Raw genomic sequence first — 22,943 nt, forward strand, 5'->3', positions numbered from 1 at the left:
AGTTTAAAATAGTGATCCCTGTGTGCCATCACCTTTAGGAGAATCAGAATTTGGCGCATCTGTAGTTTCATCAGCATGATCGTCTGCAGCATCTGATGTCTCAACCTCTTCATCGTCTTCCTCCTGCTCTTCCTCGTAAGGCAAAGGTTCAAGAAGATTGATTTGTTTCAATTTTTCGGTGTAGAATTGATTACCTAAAGCGGTAATTCCCTTAACGGCTATAAAATCTTCAACATCAACGGTTTCATTCGGTTTCTGATCTTTTCCACGCTCTTTATAAAAAACCATTTCAACAACAGGTCTGTAATCTGTAGAAACGATCTCAAGCTGGGTGTCTTTATGCTCAGAAACAAAAGTCTCCTCTTTTTCCGGGTTTTCAATTAAAAAGCGCTTAACGTAATAACGCTCCCGGTTTCCGTCCCAGTAAATTGCAGAGATTGGTTTTTCCGGAATCCACTTTTCCAAAACAATGATCTTGTCATCAAAACGGGTAGTAAGCTCCGGTATAATGGTTTTTGCGACGCCATCCTGAGTAATGATTAACAGGCGATCTTCCCCTTTAAACTCGCCCAGCAACTCTCCTCTGCCATCAACGTTAAGGCGTTGCACAGCATCATCAAACCAAATTTTACGTGGCTTTAAGGTTGATACGCCTTTTTCTTTAAGCTCAATAGTACGCACAGCATGTTTGGTTACAATATTACCATTTGCATTACGTCCTTTGATAAGCACTTCTGAAAAGTCCAGATCAAATTTGAGCTTCTTGACATTACCTATAGATCGTAAATAAACCGATACGACTTCAGCTTCCCCATTTGGGTTTGCTGAAAAATACCAGACGTGTGAACCTTTTTTTCCTTTGGTCATATCGTACTCCCGGTCCCGGGTTGTACTCGTCACGTTAAAGCGTTTTACATAGGTCGCACCGCCTTTGCCGTCTCTATAAATCATATTATAGATGGTGCGCTTGTCTTTTTTCTTATAAACCGCAACGTGAATGATATCCTTACCTATAAAGGTTTTGCTATCTACCTTTGTCACCATCATTTTACCTTCTTTGGTAAAAACAATAATGTCGTCAATGTCTGCACAATCGGTGACGTATTCATCTTTTTTAAGCGCAGTCCCCACAAAGCCTTCCTTACGATTTACGTAAAGTTTTGTGTTGCGTATAACCACTTTAGAAGCTTCAATATCGTCAAAGAGTTTGATCTCGGTTTTACGCTCACGCCCTGCTCCGTATTCCTTTTTAAGACGCTTAAAGTAGTCAATAGCAAACTCGGTAAGGTTGGCTAAATGATGCTTCACCTGAGCAATCTGATCTTCTAAAGCTTCAATCTTTTGCTGCGCTTTATCAATATCGAATTTTGAAATACGCTTGATACGTATTTCGGTAAGACGCACGAGATCTTCTTCAATAACCGGTCGCTTTAAATGCGCGATGTGTGGTTTTAAACCTTCATCAATGGCTTTAAGCACTCCTTCCCAGGTTTCTTCTTCTTCAATATCCCGGTAAATTCGGTTCTCAATAAAAATACGCTCCAAAGAAGCATAATGCCATTGATTCTCCAGTTCTTCAAGCTGAATCTCCAATTCCTGACGCAACAGATCTTTGGTACGTTCTGTTGAAATTCGAAGCATCTCGCTTACGCCAACAAATAAGGGTTTGTTATCTTCAATAACACAACCCAGTGGCGATATGGAAACTTCACAATTGGTAAATGCAAATAAGGCACCTATAGTCTTGTCGGGAGAAAGACCGGGTGGCAGATGAATCAGGATTTCAACCTCTGAAGAGGTATTATCCTCAATCTTTTTTATTTTAATCTTTCCTTTATCATTTGCTTTTAAAATACTGTCTATCAACGAAGTGGTTGTGGTACTAAACGGTATTTCGGTAATGACTAAAGTATTCTTGTCTAACTGATTGATTTTAGCCCGAACACGAACGCGACCACCGCGTTTTCCATCTTTGTAATCGCTGAAATCAGCTTCCCCGGCAGATGGAAAATCGGGTAATAGTTTGAATTTCTTGCCCTGTAAATGCTTTATGGAACCATCGATGAGTTCGATGAAATTGTGGGGTAAAACCTTGGTACTTAAACCTACCGCAATACCTTCGGCTCCCTGAGCCAACAGCAAGGGGAATTTTACCGGAAGATTTATAGGTTCTTTGCGACGACCATCATACGAAGCCTGCCAGTCGGTAATTTTCGGACTAAAAAGTACTTCGAGTGCAAATTTCGAAAGGCGTGCTTCAATATATCTCGAAGCCGCTGCGCTATCGCCGGTAAGGGTATTCCCCCAGTTGCCCTGCGTGTCAATGAGCAGATCTTTCTGCCCCATTTGTACCATCGCGTCAGCGATACTGGCGTCTCCGTGCGGGTGGTACTGCATGGTATGCCCTACAATATTGGCAACCTTGTTGTAACGCCCGTCATCCAGATCTTTCATGGAATGCATAATACGCCGCTGAACCGGTTTAAAACCGTCTTCAATGGCGGGAACAGCGCGCTCCAGAATTACATACGAGGCATAATCGAGAAACCAGTCTTTAAACATCCCGGTCACACGGGTGATGGTCTCTCCTGAATTAAGCTCTTCAGATGGGTCTAAATTAGGATCTTCGTAATTTTCTTCGCTCATAGTGATCTGACTGGCAGATTATTGGGGGTTCACATTTAATTCTCTAAAACCGGATCGAGTTCTACTTTCAGGTTATTGATGATAAACTTTTGACGGTCCGGGGTGTTTTTGCCCATATAAAAAGCTAAAATCTCTTCAATAGACATCGCTTCATCAAGCATAATAGGCGCCAGGCGTATGCTGTCGCCAATAAAGTGTTTAAATTCATCTGGCGAAATCTCACCAAGCCCTTTAAATCGGGTGATTTCCGGTTTGCCGCTGAGTTCTTCAATAGCATCCCTGCGCTCCTGCTCGCTATAGCAGTAAATGGTTTTTTTCTTATTACGAACCCGGAATAAAGGTGTTTCCAAAATATACAGGTGTCCTTCTTTAATCAATTCGGGGAAAAACTGCAGGAAAAAGGTGATCAACAGTAAACGAATGTGCATCCCGTCAACATCGGCATCGGTAGCAATCACAATATTGTTGTACCGCAGGTCCTCCATCGATTCTTCAATGTTGAGAGCCGATTGTAACAGATTAAATTCTTCATTCTCATACACGATTTTCTTGGTCATGTTGTATGAGTTGAGCGGCTTTCCGCGTAAGCTAAATACCGCCTGCGTGTTCACATCACGCGACTTGGTGATTGACCCTGAAGCCGAATCTCCCTCGGTAATAAAAAGCGTGCTCTCCAGATTGCGCTCTTTCTTACTGTCGGTCAAATGAATTCGGCAATCGCGTAGCTTTTTATTGTGCAGACTCGCTTTTTTAGCGCGCTCTTTGGCCAGTTTGCGTATTCCGCTCAGTTCAGTACGCTCCCGCTCTGCCTGTAATATCTTACGCTGAATTTTATCAGCCGTTTCGGGGTTTTTATGCAGGTAATTATCAAGCTTAGTCTTTAGAAAATCGTTGATATAGGTACGTACCGTCGGAAGGTCACCGCCCATATCGGTTGAGCCCAGTTTGGTTTTGGTTTGCGATTCAAAAACAGGCTCCATCACCTTGATGCTTATAGCCGAAACAATAGATTTTCGAATATCTGAAGCATCGTAGTTTTTATTGAAGAATTCGCGTATGGTTTTTACTACCGCTTCGCGAAAAGCAGCCAAGTGCGTTCCACCCTGCGTCGTGTTTTGTCCATTTACAAACGAGTGGTATTCTTCGGAATATTGCGTGCGGCTGTGGGTCATCGCCACCTCAATATCGTCACCGCGTAAGTGAATTATGGGGTACAGTACGTCATTTTCCGCAATACGGTCACCCAACAAGTCTTTAAGGCCGTTTTCCGAATAAAACTTTTCACCGTTAAAAACGATGGTAAGTCCGGGATTGAGATACACGTAGTTTTTAAGCATACGTGCTACATACTCATTCCGGAACTTGTAATTCTTAAAAATCGTCTCATCGGGTACAAAGGTTACCTTGGTCCCTTTTCTGCGCGAGGTTTCCTCTAAAAATTCCTCGTCTTTGAGGTTTCCACGTTCAAACTCAGCAGCTGCCGATTTGCCATCCCGTGTAGATTCAACCCTAAAATACTCCGAAAGCGCGTTTACCGCTTTGGTACCAACCCCATTAAGACCTACCGATTTTTTGAAGGCCCTTGAATCGTATTTACCACCGGTATTCATCTTAGAAACCACATCAACCACTTTACCCAATGGAATCCCACGACCGTAATCGCGAATAATTACCCGGGTGCCCTGAATACTGACTTCGATGGTCTTACCCGCGCCCATAACAAACTCGTCAATCGAGTTGTCAAGCACTTCTTTGAGTAGAATGTAAATCCCGTCATCTGCACTGGAACCGTCACCCAGTTTACCGATGTACATACCGGGACGCATACGAATATGTTCCTTCCAGTCAAGGGATCTGATATTATCTTCGGTGTATTTAGTTTCTTCTGACATACGTGTATTGCCTTAAAAGCCGGTTGTAAGGCGTTAAAAATGCATTAAGTTAAACGTGGTGAGGTAAACCTCAACCGGTTTAGTCTCGATTATCGAGGAGCGGGATGATTGCTAATATAGGACTTCAACGACGGTTTTTAAAGCCGAAAAAATCAAAGTAATTAACAAAGTTTTCAAGAATTGAAAAATGATTTCTTATAAATTGAAAATCAGATTATAGGTTCGCCGTTGAGATCAGTGGTTAAAACTTCGGTCATATAATTAAAAAACGGAAGCATTAACTTGAAATGGCTCAGTAAGTTCTCCTGAAAATCGGGCTGAAGCACTTCAGCATCTGTAAAATCGTGCTTCACTGCAAATTTCTTGTTGCGTATCAGATCAATATTAGGATCTTCCTTGCTAAAACCCTTTGGTGCGGTTTTAACCACATCATCCTGCATAAAGCCTCCAAATGCTTTTTTAAATTCCTTTTGAGAAAGGATGTCGCGTATGGGCTGAGCGTCAACTTCAAATTCTTTACGAATTCGCAATAAATCGCCAGATTCGGGAGCAAAAAATCCACCTCCAACAAAACTTTTACCCGGCGCTATTTGAAAATAATAACTTCCTCTGCGCATCACTCCTTCCCGGTAGAATATAACACTGCGATTGGTTTTGTAGGGCTGCTTGTTTTTGCTGAAACGCACATCACGATAAATGCGAAATACTTTTTCGCGCTCAATTACATCAAATTGCTGCATCTGGTCGCGCGTATTCTTACAGAACTTTTTAAACCCCTGTTCGTGCTTTTTAAATTCGCCTTTGTGGGCGTCAAACCAATCGCGATTATTGTTCTCCCTTAATTCTTTTAAAAATTCAAAATAAGCCTGAAACTCGTGTTGAGACATAGAAATCGATGCGTTTAAGATGTTTTATTAACCAATGCGAAGTACACAATTGATCATTTAAAATTGAAATTAGTATTTTAGATGCCAACCAAAGATAACCTAATTATGAGTGCTACACGACCGCCCCGCAGTTTTTGGATTATCACATCTCTAGCTATTTTCTGGAATTTAATGGGTTTTATAGCCTTTACAAGCCAGTCATTTATGAGTAGCGCTATGCTGGCAGAATTACCTCCTGATCAGGCTGAACTCATTCGTCAAACGCCGCAATGGTTAAAAGGCGTTTTTGCCGTGGCTACCATCACCGGTCTTTTAGGCAGTTTTCTATTGGTTTTACTTCGCAGCGCTGCAACTACCCTATTTCTCATTTCTTTGGTAGGCGTGTTAATACAGATGGGGTATTCGCTGTTTGCAACAAACGCGCTACAGGTATATGGAATTCTTCAGGGATTGCTGCTACCCTTGTTTGTAGTTATAATAGCAGTCTATCTGTATATTTTCAGTAGAAGGTGTGCCGCAAAAGGGTATTTGAGGCGTTCGTCATAGCCATTTTTTCCGCTTGAAATAATAAAGCAGCAAAAAGAAAATGATAAACATCAGTCCCCAAAGATAGAAATAACCGTAACGCAGGTTCAGTTCAGGAATGTATTCAAAATTCATCCCGTAGATCCCCGCCATAAACGTAAGCGGTATGAATATACTTGAAATGATGGTCAATACTTTCATGACTTCGTTCATACGATTGCTGATGGTTGTCATATACATATCCATCAGACCCCAGGTCATCTCGCGGTAAATATCAATACTATCAGAAACCTGCACTACGTGATCGTATAAATCGCGGATATACGTAACCGTACGCTCATCAATAAGCTGACTGTCAATTTTCTCAAGCCGGTTTACCACTTCCCTAAAAGGAAACACCGCCTTTCTAAGTCGCAATACTTCGCGTTTTAAATCCTGAATGTCCTGCGTGATATCCTGCTCTGCCTGGTTTGAAAACAGAATGTCTTCAAGCGTCTCAATACGGTCGCTCATCGTCTCGATCAGCGTAAAATAATGGTCCACCACCGCATCCATAATAGCAAACATCAAATAATCAGCACCTGCATTGCGCACGCGACCTTTGGCATTTGCTATACGCATACGCAGGGAATCAAAAACATCACCGTCTGCTTCCTGAAAGGTTATCAGATAATTTTCTCCTAAAACTAAACTGATGTGCTCATTCATAAAAGCTCCATCCTCGTTGAAATAAAGCATCTTAAAAACCACGAAAAGGTAGTTAGGGTATTCATCAATTTTAGGACGCTGATTGGTATCTACAATATCCTCGAGAATAAGGGGATGAAGATCATAGTGCTGTCCTAATTTTTCAATCTGATCAGTATGTGCAAGTCCGTTAATATTTATCCACGAAATTTCACCGGGTTTCTGTTTGTCAAAGGCTATCGAAATATCATTACCCTGCTCAATTTTATAATCATGTGGTGTATATTCAATGAGTTCAACCGAAACGTGCTTTTGCTCTTTACTACCGGTGTAGGTAAGCGTGCCCGGAACATCATTCTTGAGCATTTTATGTGCGCTCTTAATCTTGGGAATACGCGGCATTCGTGGAAGCTTAGGCTTCTTGATCTTTATATGTTTGTTCATTATTAGAATCTATCAGATTTAAAAATAGAAAAAGTCCGTCAAAAGACGGACTTTACAAAATCTAATTATGATTTTCTTATGCGTGTTGCAACTCGTGCTTGCCTTCTTTAATCTCTTCGATTAATTTAGCGTTAAATGCGGGTAAGTCGTTTGGATTACGGCTGGTTACTAATGCCTCATCAGTAACTACTTCCTGATCAACCCATAATGCTCCTGCATTTTCTAAGTCTTTACGTATTGAAGGAAATGAAGTCATTGTTCTACCTTTAACAACATCTGCACTGATTAGTGTTTGTGGTCCGTGGCAAATTGCTGCTACGGGCTTATGTTGTTTAAAGAAATCACGTACAAATACCAGCGCGGTTTCATTGCGTCTTAATTTATCCGGATTGATTACTCCGCCCGGTAATACCAAAGCATTATAATCTTTAGCAGACACTTTGTCTAAGGTTTTATCTACATTATAGGAGTTAGACCAATTTCCATCTGCCCATCCTTTTATTTTTCCGGCTTCTTCACTAATAATATGTACTTCAAAACCTTCTTTTTTCATCGCCTCTAATGGGGATTTAAGTTCGCTTTCTTCAAATCCGTTAGTGGCTAATATTGCTATCTTTTTCATATCTCGTTGTATTTTTTGGTTATACTTAATTACTAATGTAAAGATAGCGTAAAGCCCTGTTTATAAGGGTTAAGAGCGGGTTAAACCCTGTGTCTATAGGGTTAATCTTTGTTAAATCAGGACTGGTTTAAGTTAATTTAGCACAAGCTTTAATCCTGAAGTGTCACGCTTTGCAAAATAAGTCCTGAAGCCTGCGCTATGTGGGTAAGTTTAAATTCCTGAGATCCATCAAGACTGCGCTTAAAATCAGCCATACTAAGTACCCCAGAGCCCAGATCGAATAAAGCTCCCATCATTAAACGTACCTGATGGCGTTTAAAACCCTCGCCTACGACTCTAAAGACATAAGACGTTTCAGGAAAAAAACTGGCCGAGTACAGGGTATTGTTTTCGACTACGGCTTTCTCAACAGTCATAGTAGTTTGAGTCTCGGGATTCGCCTTATAGGCATAATTGCGGAAATCGTGTTCTCCTTCCATCAAACCTGCACCTTCCTGCATCAGTTTGATATCTAAATCATCCCTGAAATTGATCATAAAAGGTGCACAGAACGGGTGATTTTTGGTTCCAAAAGAAAACAAATAGATGTATTCTTTAAGCTTGGGTGCCTGAATGATGTTGGTCTGCTCCTGAACCTGTTTGATTTCAAGCAAACGCACGTCCTGCGGAAGGTTCGCGTTAAATACCTGAAGAAACGTATCTAAATCCAAAGCTTCATCCCGCAGCACCAATTCGACATAGGTTTCATTTACCGAAACTTTTGCATCGGTGCGCCCTGCCGCGATAAATTTAAAGTTGTTGTGGTTGAGTACATATTTTAAGGTACGCTGCATCATGCGCTCTACCGTCAATAAATCGGGCTGCTTTTGCCAGCCGTGATACCGGAAGCCCAGGTATTGTATTTTTAAAAGGTAGTAGTGTTCCGTTTTAAACATGCTTCAAAAATAATAATCTTCTACCAAGCCACTTGGTTTAAATCATAAATCAGAGAGGATTTAGAATCTAAGCTTTATTGAATTCGGGTAATTTCCCTTTTTAAAAGGGGGAATTATACAACAACATTTATCTAAATTTGAAATGTCTGTTAGTAAAGCCGACAAATAAACTACTTCGGGGTAATCCCAAGAGGTAGTATGGTAACGTAAATTTTCGATTTTGAGGTGAACCCTGAACGTTTTCTTAGGCGATGCCAATAAAATTCGTTTAGTCTGTAAAGACGGGTCACAACCACCCGATAAAGCTTGAACCATTTATGGTAAATAAACTCAGTATCATTCAGCAAATAAAGGCGCATAAAAAAAACGCCAAACTCAATTATAAACTCAAGGAAGACGCGCAACTTTTCACCAAAGAGCTTTTCAATACCTTATTTAATTATCCTACCGATCTGGATGCCGGTCTTGATAGGCTTGAAAGGCTTTTCGAAGAACTAGTAGAACTGGCGTGCTGGGAGATTGATAAAAAATGCAGTAAGGTATGGGACGATTATGTAGCCGAACTCCCTGAGATTTTAAGAATGCTCAATCTGGATGCTGAAGCTATCTATAAAAACGATCCCGCTGCGGAAAGTATTGAAGAGGTTTACCTCGCCTATCCGGGATTTTATGCCATTGCCATTTACAGGTTGAGTAATGCGCTTTATAAAAAAGGATTTCCCATCGTGCCGCGTCTGATGACCGAATATGCCCATCACGTGACCGGTGTTGACATCAATCCCGGTGCGACCATAGGAGAACATTTTTTTATGGATCACGCCACGGGTATTGTAATTGGCGAAACAGCTGTGATTAAAAACCACGTAAAACTTTATCAGGGTGTAACCCTTGGTGCTTTAAGTGTTGCCAAAGAGCTGGAATCTGTTAAACGACATCCTACCATTGAAGATCACGTGACCATCTACGCTAATGCGACCATTCTGGGCGGTGAGACCGTCATTGGCTCAAACAGCATTATAGGCGGTAACGTATGGCTTACCAAGTCGGTTCCCTCCTATTCCCTGGTTTCACATAAGCCCGAGATTCTCATCAGAGAGCTCGAAAAATAAATTTACCTCAAAAAATCATTCATGAATTTTTCTATAGAACGCTTAATCGGTAATACTCCACTGGTTGAATCGAAAGTTTTAAATACCAATCCTAAGGTAAAACTGCTCTTTAAGCTTGAAGGGCAAAATCCCGGTGGTAGTGTAAAAGACCGCGCAGCCTATAATATGATCACTGCCGCACTAGAACGTGGCGAAATTTCCAAAGAAACCAAACTCATTGAAGCGACCAGCGGTAACACAGGGATCGCACTGGCTATGATTGCGGCTATGTACGGCCTCGATCTTGAAATTGTTATGCCCGAAAATGCTACTAAAGAACGTGTACAAACTATGCGGGCCTACGGTGCAACCGTTATTCTTACTCCGGCAGACGTAGGTATAGAAGGAGCTCGAGATTTTGCGGAAGCTAAAGTTAAAAATGAGGGGTACTTTATGTTTAATCAGTTTGCCAATCCCGATAACTGGAAAGCACATTACAAGACTACGGGACCTGAAATCTGGAAAGATACGGAAGGAAAGGTCACGCATTTTGTTTCCTCTATGGGAACTACAGGGACTATAATGGGAACTTCTACCTACTTAAAGGAACAAAGCAAAGAGGTGCAGATTGTGGGCGTACAACCTACAGATGAATCCAGCATTCCCGGAATACGCAAATGGCCCCAGGAATATCTGCCAAAAATATTTGACGCCAAAAAGGTTGATCAGATTCTTGAAGTAAGTGAAGCTGACGCACGGGTTATGGCAAAAAGATTAGCGGAAGAGGAAGGCATTTTTAGCGGAATGAGTAGCGGCGGAGCTACCGTTGCAGCCCTGCGCCTTTGCCAAAAGCTCGAAGAGGGCCTTGTGGTTTCTATAATCTGTGATCGCGGAGATCGCTATTTATCATCAGACCTATTTGATTGAGCTCAATTCGCATAACAGTCTGCAAAGACAATACAAAGGCTTTATAGAAACTGCGCAATTAAGCTTCGCAGAAACTGAATTGCCTTATGGGCTATTCAGGTTAAACCGGTTTCCAGAGGCTTTACCAAAAGATTTCAAAATGCCGCATCCCATTCGTTTAGGGCAACGAATGGAAGTATTTATGGAAGTAGCTCTTGCGCTGGAATACGAAGTTCTGGCCAAAAACCTGCAGATCATTCACGAAAAGAGAACTTTGGGTGAATTTGATTTTATAATCCGGTCTAAAGACGGCGGCAAACCTATTCATCTGGAAATGGTCTATAAATTTTATTTCCTAAGACCGGAACTCGGTGGAAACTGGATTGATCAATTGCAGGGGCCAAATGGCAGAGATCATTTAAAGCTTAAACTTGAGAAAATGCAGGGGCATCAATTTCCACTTTTACACGAGCCGGAAGCACACCCCTATCTAAAAGAATTAGGCCTAAACCCCGATGAACTGGAGCAAAATCTTTTTTTTAAAGCACAAATCTTTGTACCCGTTAATTACAACGATTCTTTAGGGCATAAGCCTTTTACTGATGCAATCTCAGGAAATTACTTCTCTTTTCAGGAACTTGATAATTTAAACAGGCAGGAATTTTGTTTCTACATTCCATTTAAAAATGACTGGGTTGCACAGCCTGAAAGCGCAGATATGTTTGAGCCTTTTAAAACTTTTTACAAAAAAATAAGCGCTACTCTTAACGAACAACGCTCTGTTTTGTTTTGGATGTATTCAGCAGAAACGCAGCAGTTTAAGCGTCATTTTGCCAGCTGGTGGTAAACAATCTAAATTTTGCTTACGCGTACAGCGTTCATTCCTTTCTGACCGCGTTCCAATTCAAATGAAACGTTATCATTTTCGTTAAGCTCACCTTCAAGAATTCCGCTTACATGAACAAAATACTTCTCCTGATTTTCAGAATCAATAATAAACCCAAAGCCCTTAGAGTGATCAAAAAACGATACTTTACCTTTTCTAAATTTGGCTTCTTCTGCAGCGATCTTGTCTTCTTCAGTAGTTTTAGGAACACTGATTTGAATATCTTCAATATCTACTTCTACTTTCATAGAAGGATCTGGAGGAGTATCGGTAAGGTTTCCATTATGATCAACATAAGCGATCATATCTTCAAAATTTCCACCGGTAGAATTTGCCTTTCTGGCCTCTTTACGTTTTTGTTTTTCTTCTCTTTTTTTAATGCGTTTTTTCTCGCGTTCTGTTTTACTATAGGTTTGTTGTGATTTTCCCATTTAATAATTTAAGTGAATAGATACTTTGCCCCAGGTCAAGATCAGAAGTATACTGTACGAGGGATACGAAGAATATTGGAGAAGCTTTCTTATATCGGGCGTTTCAAGTACGGCTTAAGCAGATAGCTTAGACTGAGACGATTGTAAAGATACGCATTTGCAATGGATATTGAGCGTTTCAGACCAGAGATGATTTGAGATTACTCTAAATATTAAATTAATGTAAAATTATTCTTACACAAGCGCATTTTATCCTGATTATATGCATTTTAACTGGATAATTTGTATATTTGGCACTTAAAACCAACACCCAAATCAGGTTGACCACAAAATTACTTGCAATTCTTATGCTTTTTGGCGGTTCTGCTTTTTGTCAGACCGAGGGAGTGGGTATTGGAACTACTCAACCCAGAGCTAAATTAGAAGTGGCCGGTGATACCCGAATTACTACGGGACTTGAGATAGCAGTTATTGAACATCTTGAAGATGACGAGACGTCTACTTTCTTAATACAGGAACAAACCAATAAAATTAAAGCCCTTGACGTGAGCAATCCTACGGGTGCGGCCTTGGGCTATATACAGGTTTATGAAATTTACAATCCGAACGAAGACTGGGTTTTAGATTTTGACACGCAAGTGAACGCAACCGATTTTGTACTTAATGCTATTTCAGCTTCTTACGACCGCGAATTAGACATAGGTTCAAATGCTTCAATACCCTATTATTCTGCATTTATAAAAAATGGAACCTGGCATATAACAGCCGATTTCCCCGAAGCAAATAACAGATACCCATCTGAACTGGGTACCTGGACGATTACCTGCTTAATTTACTCTAAAGATCTTTCTAAACAGTTTGGACGAATTGAAATCCCTATGAACAACTCTTCTACTGGTGCTGCTACAAACCCAATAGTTGATTGACATGAAAATACTATTACTTTTAATACTGCTTACTACACCCTGCTTTGCTCAGGTTGGTGTAGGTACTGTAAATCCGGAAGCTGATCTCCATGTTGCCGGTGATGTGATTATACAGGAAGAACTCGAGTTGGGTGTCCTTCCTTCAGTTACAAATACGGATGAGGATTTTAAATTACTTACCAGACAAACCAATTCCACACCCATAAATGGTGAAATAACAAGACTTGATGTAGATGAGCTTACCGTCGCTCCTATCAATGTTTTTAAATACTACTTCTATAATTTAAGGTATGACAATATCATTGACTTGAATTTAAGCTTTGAGACCTCAAAATACATCGTAGGCATCGCAGACTTCAGATACATAGGTAACCCTGTTAATAAAGTAATGCTTAATAACAGTGATGACTCGATAGGTGCATTTGTGGTTCGTACCTTTCAAAGTGGGGGAACCTGGCACCTGGAAATACGCAATCGTTTCTTGAATACAACAAATCAAACAAACGCTGTGAACTATGAGGTAACATTTATCATTTATGATACCAGTTTTTACAGACAACTGCCCACCATTACGACAAATCTTAACGGTAGTAATACCGGTACAGCCTCATCAATCCCTGACGTATACTGATGTTAAAGACAAAAACATACTTGCTGTTGTTGTTTCTGGGACTGAATATATCAGTATCTGCCCAGGTGGGAATCAATACGGATACGCCTCAGGCAACTTTAGATGTCGTAGGCTCCGGAAAAATTGATGGAAAATTATTTCTGGAAAATCCCGGTAATTCAGATGTAATACGTGGTTCAAAACTCATTATTGAAAAAGCTGATCAGTCTATCGTGCAATATGACATTAATGCGAGTAAATACGGGCCGATTAACTACGCAGAATTTGTCTTTAGAAACACTCCAAAAGCCGGTATTACTGATTATGACACAAAAATGAGTACGGCGAATTATACGGTTTCCGTGCAGGGTTATTACTTCCGGGAAAATGGATCTAACAATACGAGTACGCACATTGTAAGTAATAAAGGGAATACCGTTGTTGAAGGCTATCAGGTTTATGCCTATAAGAATACGGGAACAAATACCTGGTTCATTAGATGTGTGGTTAATGATGGCTATTTTGAAGGGGCTAATACAAGCGCAAATCTCGATATTTATATGAATCTCATTATTTATCGAAAGCGCTTTATTGCTAAAGAAGTTGCTAGTTATGGTATAAATATGTATCAGATAGAATCAGGCACATTAAGCAAGCCGCCCGGATTCTAACTTTCAATATTCTCGTGCTCTTCCAAATCCTTTCTCAGGTCCAGTTTTCGGAATTTGGGCGAAAGGATTCCCGTTGCAACTACGGTAATCAGCGTCATACTTCCACCAAAAACTACGGCAGTCACAGTACCCATTAATTTGGCAGTTAAGCCACTTTCAAAAGCTCCAAGTTCATTAGAACTCCCCACAAACATAGAGTTTACCGAAGCTACCCGGCCCCGCATAGAATCCGGCGTTTTTAACTGAAGAATGGTTTGTCTTATGATCATAGAAACACCATCGGTAACGCCACTCATAAATAAGGCAAAAACCGAAAGCCAGAAAATCGTAGAAAGTCCGAAAACTATAATACAAACCCCAAAACCGAAAACCGCCGCCAGCAATTTCATCCCTGCAGCCTTATAAAGCGGAAAGTATGCCGAAGTAAACATTGTAATCAAGGCTCCTACTGCCGGTGCAGCGCGTAAAATTCCAAAGCCCTGTGGACCAACTTTTAAAATATCCTGCGCGTAAATAGGTAATAAAGCCACTGCTCCGCCAAATAGCACGGCAATCATATCGAGACTTAAAGCGCCCAATACCGCCTTACTATTACGCACAAACGCAATCCCTTCTTTTAAACTCTCCCATACACGCTCCCCTATTTTGGGATTTAAAATGGGCTTCTTTTTAATTTGAGTAAGGGCGATGAGTGCAAAAAGGGAAAACCCAAAAATCACGCACATAGACCAGTGAACACCTATTAAATGAATAAGGAACCCACCTACAGCAGGACCTACAACGGCACCCATTTGCCATACGCTGCTGCTCCAGGTAGCTGCGTTAGGGTATATTTTTTTGGGAACAATCAAAGCAAACAGGGAAAAGATAGTAGGCCCCAAAAACGCCCTCACGATACCACCTATAAATACCAGGGCATAAATACAATATAAGGTTAGTGAGGTACTTATGTGTTGGGTGACGATGGGCCAGGTCAATAAAAACAGACCAACACTTACCACCGAAAATCCAAAAATGCATTTAAAAAGCAAACTGCGCTTTTCCCGCTGATCAACGATATGGCCTGCAAAAAGCGCCAGAGAAACCGCCGGAATTACCTCCATGAGGCCAATAATGCCTAGCGATAAGGGATTCTTGGTTATGCTGTACACTTCCCACTCGATGACTACAAATTGCATAGACCAGGCAAAAACCATTGCAAAGCGTACCAAAAGAAAAATATTAAATTCCCTGTATCTCAGGGCTGCATAGGGATCGTTTTTTGCCATAATGAAAATCCGAAACTAGTAGGTTTAATGCGCTACAAATGTAGGATTTTCAAAGGCTCAAACGGTATTAGATTAGCAGAATATAGATTTATTCCGGAAAGGAATGTATCAACTCTTTACCGATTGAAAGATGTATTTCATTTCGGTGGCGATTTCTTTACTACGTGAGGCATAAACGTCCTCCTCCTGCGGCGTGCCATCTGCTATTTTGGGATCGTCATAACGCACCGCAATGCGCGCTTCGGCCCCCGGAATAAAAGGACAGTTCTCATCAGCGTGCGAACAGGTCATTACCGCTGCAAAATTATCTTGTGGATTATTTGGATGGTCATATAATTTTGAGAAGGCTTTTACCTCCGGTTGCTTTTCAGCATATTTAAAACGGTACACGGGATTGTCATTTCCATCATCTTCAGCCTTAAAACCCTGCCTGATTAAGGTATTTACCGCGGTTTTGTTAAAAGCAGTAACCTCTACTCCACCGGAATAGGTTTTCGCCTCCACTCCAAAATAAAAAGCAATCGCCTGAGCCCAAATCTGAGAAAGCTGACTGCGCCTGGAGTTGTGGGTACAAATAAAATTGAGTTGTGCAGGTAAAGCTGAATCGTTCTTAGATTTCAGATACTTAATAAGAGCCTGAAGTTCTTCTTTACGCGATTCTGTAATAGTTTCTATTTTCAGGGAATCGATAAAGGCTTTTAGTTCCGTATACATACTTCGTATTTCAAAAAGTGGATTAACAACAACCGTTACCGGGAATGCAGGGATCTGATGCCGCATTAATGAGCGGTGTAGTCTGACGCTGAGGCACTCCGCAGGCATCTTTCGCTAAACAATCGGTGGCCAGAGCAGTTAACTTAAAATACTTACCATTATAGTCAAGACCATAAATAGCAATAGTCTCTGCCTGGTATTCAACCTCAATTTCTAAATCTTCCAGGTTGAGCGCTTTTTCAGAAATTTCTAAAATATTCAGCAATTTGTCAGGATGTAGACGGTGGTTATAATCCTGAGCATTCCACAATTGCATAACGATAGTTTCCTTAGTGCGTAAGGTTCCGCCGCAATCAATAAAACGCTTGGTGCTCTGCCCTACTTCGGTTACGTGAAAGTGCGCAGGCACTAGTTTTCCGTCAGGCAATTCAAAACCTATTTTATGGGCTTTGGAGGTGATTTTTTTAAGTTCAGATAGTTTCATAGTATTTCGTTTTAGCAGCATTCGTCCGATGCGCAACTTTGCAGCGAATCAAATAACAGATTCAATTCCTTTTTTAAAAGGGTTAGGGCTTCGGGATTAATACAGTAACAGACGCGGACACCTTCAATAGTGCCCTGAATTAAACCGGCTTTCTTCAGTTCCTTTAAATGTTGAGAAACGGTGGCCTGAGCCAGACCAATGTCAGTTACCAAATCTCCGCAAACACAACTGTCTAATTTTGAAAGTTGCTGTAAAATGGCAATACGCGCGGGGTGTGCAAGGGCTTTTGCATAAGCCGCAAGCCTGGTCTGATGATCTGTAAATAATTGTTCTTTAGTTGCTCCCATAATATTTATCGCAATATTACGATTAATTTGATTTGTACCAAATAATTTTAGCTGAGATTGTTAACCTCTTGCTAAAAGCCTTTTAACAACAGGCGCATAAGCTTTAAGAGCCCTAACTTTACGGAACTACATTAATTAAATTCATTTATTTACGAAATGGAAACGACTTCTAGTCACGAGAAAATCACTGAAGGACTGCAGCGCCTGTTGATTAAGAATTACGATGCTGAAAAAGGCTATATAACGGCAATGCAGGATATTGATCACGCGGCATTGCGCGGCTTTATGCAAAGACAGGCCGCAAAGCGGAATGGTTTTGCAACCGAACTGGATCACGAGTTGCATTTAATCAACGAAAGACCGGAGTCTGATGGAAGCCTGGCGGGTAGTTTGCACCGAACCTGGATGGATTTACGCGATGCACTCAACCTCAATGACAAATCTGCCATTCTTGAAGAATGCCTGCGTGGTGAAGAAACCAGTGCCAAAGAATATGAACAGGTGCTTGAAGACATTCAATTTCCGCAGCATTTACGTACGGTAATCAACAATCAGCTTTCAAAGATTTACAGAACTATTGAAGATCTTCAGCAACTGGAAGACATTACAAAACTGCAATAATCAGGGTAGAATGATTTTGAAATACGCAAAATTAAAGCTAAATAATTAGCAGATTAAGAATTTAACGGACGCTTTTTTAGCAAGTCCATATGATTATAACGATTTGATTTTCATATATTTAAAGAAATCAAATCGTTTTTTTATGACCACTTCAGAACTTCCCAGAAGAGACTGGATCAAGAAATTAGCCCTTTCAATCGGGGCAGTTGCCGTAGCACCCACTGCACTTTGGGCAGATACCGTTGAAACCGCAAGACGCAACAATCAAAAATTCTTGTATCAGAATCCGGTTTTTGACGAATTTACACCTCCTAAAATTCCCGACCTAAGTACGGTAAAAGCACGTTTAGTTTGGAATGAAAATCCCCACGGCCCATCAAAAATGGCGGCTGAGGCATTCCAAAAAGCGGTTTGGGATGGTAATCATTACTCCTGGTCTACCCTGAATGATTTGGTCGAAAAAATTGCAGTTTTTGAAGGGGTGAGTCCGGATCAGATTATGATGGGACCCGGCTCTTCAGACCTTCTTGAAAAGACAGCTTTGGTGCTATTTCAGGATGGAGGAAATGTCATCAGTGCAGACCCCAGTTATATGTCTTTAGTAAGTGTAGCTAAAGCCGCTGGCGGTAGCTGGAAAGCGGTAAAACTTACCGAAGATTATCAGCATGACCTTGATGCTATGGAAACTGCGATTAATGTCGATACCAAACTCGTTTATATCACAAATCCTAATAACCCTACAGCCACAATCACCAATACCGAAAAACTCAAGGACTTTTGCTCCCGCGTTTCTGAGCGGGTACCTGTTTTTGTTGACGAGGCCTATCTGGAGTTGGCTCCGGGCGGACTCGAAGGCAGTATGGCTCCACTGGTTGCCGAAGGTAAAAACGTTTTTGTTACGCGTACTTTTTCTAAAATTCACGGGATGGCCGGCCTGCGTATGGGCTATATGCTGGGGCATAGAGACGCTCTTGCTGCCATAAATGAAATCACCCGGGGTGGAATGGGCATTAGCGGCCCCACGATTGCCGCAGCCTCTGCGAGTATGGATGATACCGAATATCTGGAGATGTGTAAAACCAGGTTTGATGAAGCCCGAAGCTACACCATGGCGTTTTTAGACAAGAAGGGGATTACTCCTATGCCCTCTACGACAAACTTTATCATTTTCCCCATTGATATGGAAGGTGACGATTTCCTGGAGCAAATTTATGAGCGTAAAGTGGTCGTTAGAGCCTTTAAATTCTGGGATCAGAACTGGTGTCGCGTAAGTCTGGGCACCATGGAAGAAATGAAGCATTTTACAGATGCAATAGATGAAATTCTGGTTTAAGTATGGATCACAATCTGCAAAAAACCATTTTATTTCTGGCTTTTATTCTGTTGGGATTACTGCTTAAAGTAAAGCTTAAAAATAAACAGGAGTTGGCCGGTATCAAGATGATCATTCTCAATCTTGCGCTTCCTGCTACCATATTTATTGCGCTCCTAAGTATAGATGTAGAATTATCATTGCTGATTTTACCATTCATGGCTTTGGCGCTTAATGTTGTACTTTTTGCTCTTGCTCCTGCCATTCTAAGCTTTACAGGACTGAAACGCGGCACGGCAAATTTTCGGACTGCCCATTTGCTCATACCCTCTCTTGCGCCGGGACTGAGCTGTTTTCCTTTTATTCTCGAGTATCTGGGCGAAAGCTATCTGGCCAAAGCGGCAATGGCAGATTTAGGAAATAAGGTTTTTGTCCTTTTGGTTTTATATCTGATCGCGATGCGCTGGCATTATAAAACTCAGGAAGTAAAAGGAACCTCAAACTCCAGTAAACTGAAGAACTTAATGCTCGCTATGGTCACCGAGCCGGTAAATCTCTTTATTGCCGGGGCCTTAATCCTGTTATTTGCAGGATTTAGATTGGACACGTTGCCTTTTGTCTTTTCGGAAGGATTGTTAAAGCTCAGTTTATTGATGACGCCACTGGTATTGCTGTTTATAGGGCTTTCGGTAAGTGTGAAACGCAATCAGTTTTTGCAAATTCTTTCGCTTCTCTTAATACGCGCCGGAATTGTAATTCTTTTTGCTTTGGCTGTCTGTTATTTGGGTAACATTTCAATTGCACAGGACCGGCTGTTACTTTTAGCTTTCGGGCTAAGCGCCTGTAGTTTCTGGCCTTTTGCGCATATCGCGGCGGTTGCTTCTCAGGAAAAGGAACTGAATAATTTGCGAAAAACCTTCAATCAAAATTATGCGATCAATATTTTAGCAATTTCCTTTCCGCTTTCGGTGCTGCTTATTTTGGGAATTTTAGCAACAGGAACTCAATTTGCAAGTTTATCAAGTTTGTTAGTATTGGCTTTAAGTCTTGTTCTAAGTGGTTCTGCTTACCCAATTGCGCGCTATTTCTACCGCAAACGTAAATACAGCAACTCAGATATTGAAATTACGGCTTCTAAAAAACCTGCTATTCAAATTAGACAAATTCACGAGAATTAATCCCCTGTGATGTAAATCTCAAACGTACTTGATCTGCGTTCTTTAGCCAGATTGCTATCGCTTCCTCGCTCCACTTTTAGGTCAATAACATCCCGTATTCGGTTTGCTAAACTATCTGCTTTTGATTTTAAGCCGTCGTCGTAGTAATAAAGTGTTCGGTTCCGTTTATCCAGATACACGGGGTTAGCGCGTATTAAGGTATCTTCTTCTACAGCATTTAAGAGTTTCAGTTCTTGTGAGGCATTTTTTTTATCAAACAAAAAAACAACCCTAAAATCCCGATCTTTTTCGAAGTTTAACCCCAGTTCATTCGCTTTAATTTTCCAGCTATCCAGTTTTAAAAGGGTATCTAAGGGCAATTGGCGCAATCGTGCTATGCTGTCAAAATACAAACCAATCTTATCGAGACTACGGGTTAATCGGGTATTGTTTAGCTCCATATCACCTATTGAATCGTAAATAGTATCAATCATAGATACATAGCCTATGGTCTGATTATCTATGATTTGCAGACTGTCTTTAGTACGCTCCAGGCGTTCATTTGATCTTGAGAGTTTATGATTCAAACTAAAAGTCAGTGCAAGTAGCAACGCGATGATGATGCCTGCTATGATGTAGAAGATTTTACTTCGCTTATCACGCTTTTCTACTTCGGCGATGGCCTGGTCAAGTGTTTTCATAGGTTAAATGCTGGCTAGTCTAATAAAATCGGAGTTCATATTTTCGATATCAGCTTCAGTAAGCTTTGAAATGGCGCGCTCCAAACGGTTTCTTTTGAGTTCAAAAAGTTCAATAAGCTGAATGCGACTGTCCCGGTCGCCTATTTTCCGGTAGATAAATAAACCGAGCATCGCTAAAATGGCAAGAACGCTTATTAAGATCTGCTGCTGTGTATCCTGAAAATCAAGATTTTTATTGAAAAAATTAATCATAAAGATCCCAATAACACCAAGGCTCAGTACGCCAAGACCAAGGAGCAGATGATACAATCGTTTTACCCGGGACAGGTGAAGGCTTTTTGCTTTGGCGATCTCTTCCGATGAAATAAGCCGTTCCTCTAAAAAATCAGGGTCCAAATGCTTTTGTGGAGTGGGATTTACGGCTTGCGCTGTTCCTTCCAAACGATCTGTATCTACCTCCCTGCTTTGCTTTAAATCCTCAAGCAGTACCAAAAACCCTTCTTCTAAGGATTGGCTGCAATCAATATACTGTACCCTGCGAAGCAATAAGGGGACACGGCACTCTTCGAGCAAGAGCGGCACTATCTTTTTCTTTTGTTCCAGAGCGCAGTCTATTTCGCTCAAAACATAGGTAGAAGCCACAGCAGGCGGCGATAAAAGCACCAGTACAGCATTTGCTTCTTCCAGAGCATTTTGAATCGCAATATCCCAATGCGTACCGGGCTCCAGATTGAGCAGATCAAGCCAGACGGCTACGCCATGCCCTTGAAGGCGTTGCGCTAACTCGAGAGCAATTTCTTTATTCTTACGCGAATAGCTGATAAAAAGCGTTTTAGACTTCATGTAATCATTGGGTCTGTTAATTGACAAATCGGTCTTCAGAAAATTTTATTTTAATCCAGTACGAGCTGCCACTCTCAATTACTTCTTCAACAAAGACTAAAGACTTTGACTTTGTAGATCCCACCGCCGGCGAATTTGACTCACTACCGCCTCTGATGGTTCTCGCCTGTGTTGCAACGTAAAATTTGTCAACCACCGGCACACCGTCTCCCTGGGGTTCAAAGGCTAAATCAAAATAATTACTAAACTTACTGCCGTAGTACACATAGCCGGTCTGATCCAGGTATTCAATCAATTTAGTTCTTGCCTCTTCTCTAAATTCAGATTCGGTATGGGTTTTATAGAAATTGAGATAATTTGCATATTGATTCAGCAGTTTAACCGCTTCCCACTTTTTTTGTTCTTCGGCCCGTGCAAGCTCCTCAGGCGTGGGTTCCGGTTCGGGCTCAGGCTCGTCAACTAGTGCTACATCTGGAGTAGGTTTAAGACTATCAAGCTTTGTTTGCGCGAGAGCCAGGTGCTCACAAGGTTTAAAATTTGCAATATGCGCTTCAAAAAGCTGCGCATCATCTGTATTTTGAATCAATTTCCAATCGGTCTCATCGGCGGTTTCGGCTATTTGTTGTTCTTCTTCAGGCTGTGTTTGAAGCTGAATTAAAGACCAAATGGCAATTCCTACAGCCACAACGGCCGCAGCCATATAAAACAGTTTTTTTGATGATTTCTTTTCAGAATTAGGAGAAGAGGTCGCTGTAGATTGAACTGACGCAGCGGGTATTTGATATTTTTTAGTGTCTGTAGGCGGAGGTATAACCGGTTTAGGCGGTGTAATATTTTCAACTTTAGACTCCTTTTCCGCTTTGTCAATCAGATTGTGGTCTGCCGCAGTATCAGAAAGCTTTGAAGCTACCTGATCTTCAAGCCCAAGAGATGCAATCAGCGTGTTTAAAGCCCGATTGCGATTCCCGGTAAAATCTGCAAATTGAAGTCTGCGCAGTCTAAACGGAATATCGCAATCTTCAAGCAAAATGGGTACAACCCGCTTATTTTCTTCTAAAGCAAACGAAACTTCATCCATTACGTTAGGAGATTCTACCGAAGCTTTAGAGAGTATAATCAACAGCGTATTGCTTTTAAAAAGCGCCTGCTCAATGCTTTTATCCCAGCGCGAACCGGGTTGAATATCCAACTGATCAAGCCAGACCTTTGCCCCTGCTTCCCTGAGGCTTTGAGCAAGATGAATGACAAAATCAGAGTCTTGCCGTGAATAGCTAAAAAAAATAGTACCGGTATTCATAATCGTTTCTGTTAGTTGGCTGCTTTGTTTATTTACCAGGCAG

The 22,943-nt window shown here is 41.2% G+C and carries 24 protein-coding genes; 10 read left to right on the top strand and 14 right to left on the bottom strand.

Annotation, left to right across the window (positions count from 1 at the left end):
• Positions 1-3 precede the first annotated feature (3 nt).
• The 3 genes from CJ305_RS04505 to CJ305_RS04515 form a co-directional block, all read right to left on the bottom strand.
• Positions 4-2,646 carry a DNA gyrase/topoisomerase IV subunit A gene (locus tag CJ305_RS04505; protein ID WP_099645059.1) on the bottom strand — a complete coding sequence of 881 codons (2,643 nt, stop codon included), beginning with the start codon at positions 2,644-2,646 and terminating at the stop codon, positions 4-6.
• Between the two features lie 35 nt (positions 2,647-2,681).
• On the bottom strand, positions 2,682-4,538 hold the full coding sequence (locus CJ305_RS04510) for a DNA topoisomerase IV subunit B (protein ID WP_099645060.1): 1,857 nt from the start codon (positions 4,536-4,538) through the stop codon (positions 2,682-2,684).
• Between the two features lie 209 nt (positions 4,539-4,747).
• The gene (locus CJ305_RS04515; RefSeq protein WP_099645061.1) at positions 4,748-5,425 is read right to left on the bottom strand and encodes a DUF2461 domain-containing protein; all 678 of its coding nucleotides are present in this window, start codon (positions 5,423-5,425) and stop codon (positions 4,748-4,750) included.
• Between the two features lie 105 nt (positions 5,426-5,530).
• On the opposite strand from CJ305_RS04515, the gene CJ305_RS04520 reads away from it, so the two are divergent.
• A complete protein-coding gene (locus CJ305_RS04520; protein ID WP_099645456.1) occupies positions 5,531-5,971 on the top strand; it encodes a hypothetical protein in 441 nt (146 codons plus the stop codon).
• On the opposite strand, the gene corA is transcribed toward CJ305_RS04520, so the two are convergent.
• The 3 genes from corA to CJ305_RS04535 all read right to left on the bottom strand — a co-directional run bounded on the left by corA (position 5,966) and on the right by CJ305_RS04535 (position 8,638).
• Positions 5,966-7,081, bottom strand: a complete 1,116-nt coding sequence (gene corA / locus CJ305_RS04525) for a magnesium/cobalt transporter CorA (protein ID WP_099645062.1) — start codon at positions 7,079-7,081, stop codon at positions 5,966-5,968. The genes CJ305_RS04520 and corA overlap by 6 nt on opposite strands.
• Positions 7,082-7,157: 76 nt before the next feature.
• Positions 7,158-7,703, bottom strand: a complete 546-nt coding sequence (locus tag CJ305_RS04530) for a type 1 glutamine amidotransferase domain-containing protein (protein ID WP_099645063.1) — start codon at positions 7,701-7,703, stop codon at positions 7,158-7,160.
• Between the two features lie 149 nt (positions 7,704-7,852).
• Complete coding sequence (locus CJ305_RS04535) at positions 7,853-8,638, bottom strand: tRNA pseudouridine synthase A (protein WP_099645064.1); 786 nt, start codon at positions 8,636-8,638, stop codon at positions 7,853-7,855.
• A 317-nt stretch (positions 8,639-8,955) separates the two neighbouring features.
• Here CJ305_RS04535 and epsC point away from each other — a divergent pair, with 317 nt between their 5' ends.
• Genes epsC through CJ305_RS04550 form a run of 3 tightly spaced genes read left to right on the top strand, consistent with a single transcriptional unit; the run spans position 8,956 to position 11,479 of the window.
• Positions 8,956-9,747 carry a serine O-acetyltransferase EpsC gene (gene epsC, locus CJ305_RS04540; protein WP_099645065.1) on the top strand — a complete coding sequence of 264 codons (792 nt, stop codon included), beginning with the start codon at positions 8,956-8,958 and terminating at the stop codon, positions 9,745-9,747.
• 21 nt (positions 9,748-9,768) lie between these two features.
• Positions 9,769-10,653, top strand: a complete 885-nt coding sequence (cysM, locus tag CJ305_RS04545) for a cysteine synthase CysM (protein WP_099645066.1) — start codon at positions 9,769-9,771, stop codon at positions 10,651-10,653.
• Entirely contained in the window at positions 10,610-11,479 is an 870-nt protein-coding gene (locus CJ305_RS04550; protein WP_099645067.1) for a DUF1853 family protein, read from the top strand. The genes cysM and CJ305_RS04550 overlap by 44 nt, the downstream gene beginning before the upstream one ends.
• Before the next feature lie 5 nt (positions 11,480-11,484).
• Here CJ305_RS04550 and CJ305_RS04555 read toward each other — a convergent pair whose 3' ends face one another.
• Positions 11,485-11,949, bottom strand: a complete 465-nt coding sequence (locus CJ305_RS04555) for a cold-shock protein (protein WP_099645068.1) — start codon at positions 11,947-11,949, stop codon at positions 11,485-11,487.
• Positions 11,950-12,239: 290 nt separating this feature from the next.
• On the opposite strand from CJ305_RS04555, the gene CJ305_RS04560 reads away from it, so the two are divergent.
• From CJ305_RS04560 to CJ305_RS04570, 3 genes are read left to right on the top strand one after another with little or no spacing between them, the layout of a single operon-like run.
• Positions 12,240-12,875: a hypothetical protein gene (locus CJ305_RS04560; protein WP_143469347.1), complete on the top strand. Its 636-nt coding sequence runs from the start codon at positions 12,240-12,242 to the stop codon at positions 12,873-12,875.
• Position 12,876: 1 nt separating this feature from the next.
• A complete protein-coding gene (locus tag CJ305_RS04565) occupies positions 12,877-13,506 on the top strand; it encodes a hypothetical protein (RefSeq protein ID WP_099645070.1) in 630 nt (209 codons plus the stop codon).
• On the top strand, positions 13,506-14,156 hold the full coding sequence (locus CJ305_RS04570; protein ID WP_099645071.1) for a hypothetical protein: 651 nt from the start codon (positions 13,506-13,508) through the stop codon (positions 14,154-14,156). The genes CJ305_RS04565 and CJ305_RS04570 overlap by 1 nt, the downstream gene beginning before the upstream one ends.
• On the opposite strand, the gene CJ305_RS04575 is transcribed toward CJ305_RS04570, so the two are convergent.
• The 4 genes from CJ305_RS04575 to CJ305_RS04590 all read right to left on the bottom strand — a co-directional run bounded on the left by CJ305_RS04575 (position 14,153) and on the right by CJ305_RS04590 (position 16,969).
• Positions 14,153-15,424, bottom strand: a complete 1,272-nt coding sequence (locus CJ305_RS04575) for an MFS transporter (protein WP_099645072.1) — start codon at positions 15,422-15,424, stop codon at positions 14,153-14,155. The genes CJ305_RS04570 and CJ305_RS04575 overlap by 4 nt on opposite strands.
• Before the next feature lie 108 nt (positions 15,425-15,532).
• Positions 15,533-16,138, bottom strand: a complete 606-nt coding sequence (locus CJ305_RS04580; RefSeq protein ID WP_099645073.1) for a low molecular weight phosphatase family protein — start codon at positions 16,136-16,138, stop codon at positions 15,533-15,535.
• A gap of 22 nt (positions 16,139-16,160) precedes the next feature.
• Positions 16,161-16,622 carry a DUF6428 family protein gene (locus CJ305_RS04585; RefSeq protein WP_099645074.1) on the bottom strand — a complete coding sequence of 154 codons (462 nt, stop codon included), beginning with the start codon at positions 16,620-16,622 and terminating at the stop codon, positions 16,161-16,163.
• 11 nt (positions 16,623-16,633) lie between these two features.
• The gene (locus CJ305_RS04590) at positions 16,634-16,969 is read right to left on the bottom strand and encodes an ArsR/SmtB family transcription factor (RefSeq protein ID WP_099645075.1); all 336 of its coding nucleotides are present in this window, start codon (positions 16,967-16,969) and stop codon (positions 16,634-16,636) included.
• Between the two features lie 156 nt (positions 16,970-17,125).
• Between CJ305_RS04590 and CJ305_RS04595 the strand changes: the two genes are divergently transcribed.
• The 3 genes from CJ305_RS04595 (at position 17,126) to CJ305_RS04605 (ending at position 20,080) form a co-directional block, all read left to right on the top strand.
• Complete coding sequence (locus CJ305_RS04595) at positions 17,126-17,590, top strand: ferritin-like domain-containing protein (protein WP_099645076.1); 465 nt, start codon at positions 17,126-17,128, stop codon at positions 17,588-17,590.
• A gap of 142 nt (positions 17,591-17,732) precedes the next feature.
• Entirely contained in the window at positions 17,733-18,923 is a 1,191-nt protein-coding gene (locus tag CJ305_RS04600; protein WP_099645077.1) for a pyridoxal phosphate-dependent aminotransferase, read from the top strand.
• A gap of 2 nt (positions 18,924-18,925) precedes the next feature.
• Positions 18,926-20,080 carry an AEC family transporter gene (locus CJ305_RS04605; RefSeq protein ID WP_189319385.1) on the top strand — a complete coding sequence of 385 codons (1,155 nt, stop codon included), beginning with the start codon at positions 18,926-18,928 and terminating at the stop codon, positions 20,078-20,080.
• Here the strand turns inward: CJ305_RS04605 and CJ305_RS04610 are convergent.
• From CJ305_RS04610 to CJ305_RS04620, 3 genes are read right to left on the bottom strand one after another with little or no spacing between them, the layout of a single operon-like run.
• A complete protein-coding gene (locus CJ305_RS04610; RefSeq protein ID WP_099645078.1) occupies positions 20,077-20,760 on the bottom strand; it encodes a hypothetical protein in 684 nt (227 codons plus the stop codon). The two genes, CJ305_RS04605 and CJ305_RS04610, sit on opposite strands and share 4 nt — an antisense overlap.
• Before the next feature lie 3 nt (positions 20,761-20,763).
• Entirely contained in the window at positions 20,764-21,603 is an 840-nt protein-coding gene (locus CJ305_RS04615) for a toll/interleukin-1 receptor domain-containing protein (RefSeq protein ID WP_143469348.1), read from the bottom strand.
• Positions 21,604-21,619: 16 nt separating this feature from the next.
• Positions 21,620-22,900 carry a toll/interleukin-1 receptor domain-containing protein gene (locus CJ305_RS04620; protein WP_143469349.1) on the bottom strand — a complete coding sequence of 427 codons (1,281 nt, stop codon included), beginning with the start codon at positions 22,898-22,900 and terminating at the stop codon, positions 21,620-21,622.
• Between the last annotated feature and the right edge of the window lie 43 nt (positions 22,901-22,943).

Origin of the sequence: Leeuwenhoekiella nanhaiensis, assembly GCF_002744755.1 — a bacterium.
Lineage (GTDB): Bacteria > Bacteroidota > Bacteroidia > Flavobacteriales > Flavobacteriaceae > Leeuwenhoekiella > Leeuwenhoekiella nanhaiensis.

Bases quoted from the DNA above. Each gene is read 5' to 3' on its own strand.
- CJ305_RS04505 (WP_099645059.1), bottom strand. From the start codon at position 2,646: ATGAGCGAAGAAAATTACGAAGATCCTAATTTAGACCCATCTGAAGAG.
- CJ305_RS04510 (WP_099645060.1), bottom strand. From the start codon at position 4,538: ATGTCAGAAGAAACTAAATACACCGAAGATAATATCAGATCCCTTGAC.
- CJ305_RS04515 (WP_099645061.1), bottom strand. From the start codon at position 5,425: ATGTCTCAACACGAGTTTCAGGCTTATTTTGAATTTTTAAAAGAATTA.
- CJ305_RS04520 (WP_099645456.1), top strand. From the start codon at position 5,531: ATGAGTGCTACACGACCGCCCCGCAGTTTTTGGATTATCACATCTCTA.
- corA (WP_099645062.1), bottom strand. From the start codon at position 7,081: ATGAACAAACATATAAAGATCAAGAAGCCTAAGCTTCCACGAATGCCG.
- CJ305_RS04530 (WP_099645063.1), bottom strand. From the start codon at position 7,703: ATGAAAAAGATAGCAATATTAGCCACTAACGGATTTGAAGAAAGCGAA.
- CJ305_RS04535 (WP_099645064.1), bottom strand. From the start codon at position 8,638: ATGTTTAAAACGGAACACTACTACCTTTTAAAAATACAATACCTGGGC.
- epsC (WP_099645065.1), top strand. From the start codon at position 8,956: ATGGTAAATAAACTCAGTATCATTCAGCAAATAAAGGCGCATAAAAAA.
- cysM (WP_099645066.1), top strand. From the start codon at position 9,769: ATGAATTTTTCTATAGAACGCTTAATCGGTAATACTCCACTGGTTGAA.
- CJ305_RS04555 (WP_099645068.1), bottom strand. From the start codon at position 11,949: ATGGGAAAATCACAACAAACCTATAGTAAAACAGAACGCGAGAAAAAA.
- CJ305_RS04565 (WP_099645070.1), top strand. From the start codon at position 12,877: ATGAAAATACTATTACTTTTAATACTGCTTACTACACCCTGCTTTGCT.
- CJ305_RS04570 (WP_099645071.1), top strand. From the start codon at position 13,506: ATGTTAAAGACAAAAACATACTTGCTGTTGTTGTTTCTGGGACTGAAT.
- CJ305_RS04575 (WP_099645072.1), bottom strand. From the start codon at position 15,424: ATGGCAAAAAACGATCCCTATGCAGCCCTGAGATACAGGGAATTTAAT.
- CJ305_RS04580 (WP_099645073.1), bottom strand. From the start codon at position 16,138: ATGTATACGGAACTAAAAGCCTTTATCGATTCCCTGAAAATAGAAACT.
- CJ305_RS04585 (WP_099645074.1), bottom strand. From the start codon at position 16,622: ATGAAACTATCTGAACTTAAAAAAATCACCTCCAAAGCCCATAAAATA.
- CJ305_RS04590 (WP_099645075.1), bottom strand. From the start codon at position 16,969: ATGGGAGCAACTAAAGAACAATTATTTACAGATCATCAGACCAGGCTT.
- CJ305_RS04595 (WP_099645076.1), top strand. From the start codon at position 17,126: ATGGAAACGACTTCTAGTCACGAGAAAATCACTGAAGGACTGCAGCGC.
- CJ305_RS04600 (WP_099645077.1), top strand. From the start codon at position 17,733: ATGACCACTTCAGAACTTCCCAGAAGAGACTGGATCAAGAAATTAGCC.
- CJ305_RS04605 (WP_189319385.1), top strand. From the start codon at position 18,926: ATGGATCACAATCTGCAAAAAACCATTTTATTTCTGGCTTTTATTCTG.
- CJ305_RS04610 (WP_099645078.1), bottom strand. From the start codon at position 20,760: ATGAAAACACTTGACCAGGCCATCGCCGAAGTAGAAAAGCGTGATAAG.
- CJ305_RS04615 (WP_143469348.1), bottom strand. From the start codon at position 21,603: ATGAAGTCTAAAACGCTTTTTATCAGCTATTCGCGTAAGAATAAAGAA.
- CJ305_RS04620 (WP_143469349.1), bottom strand. From the start codon at position 22,900: ATGAATACCGGTACTATTTTTTTTAGCTATTCACGGCAAGACTCTGAT.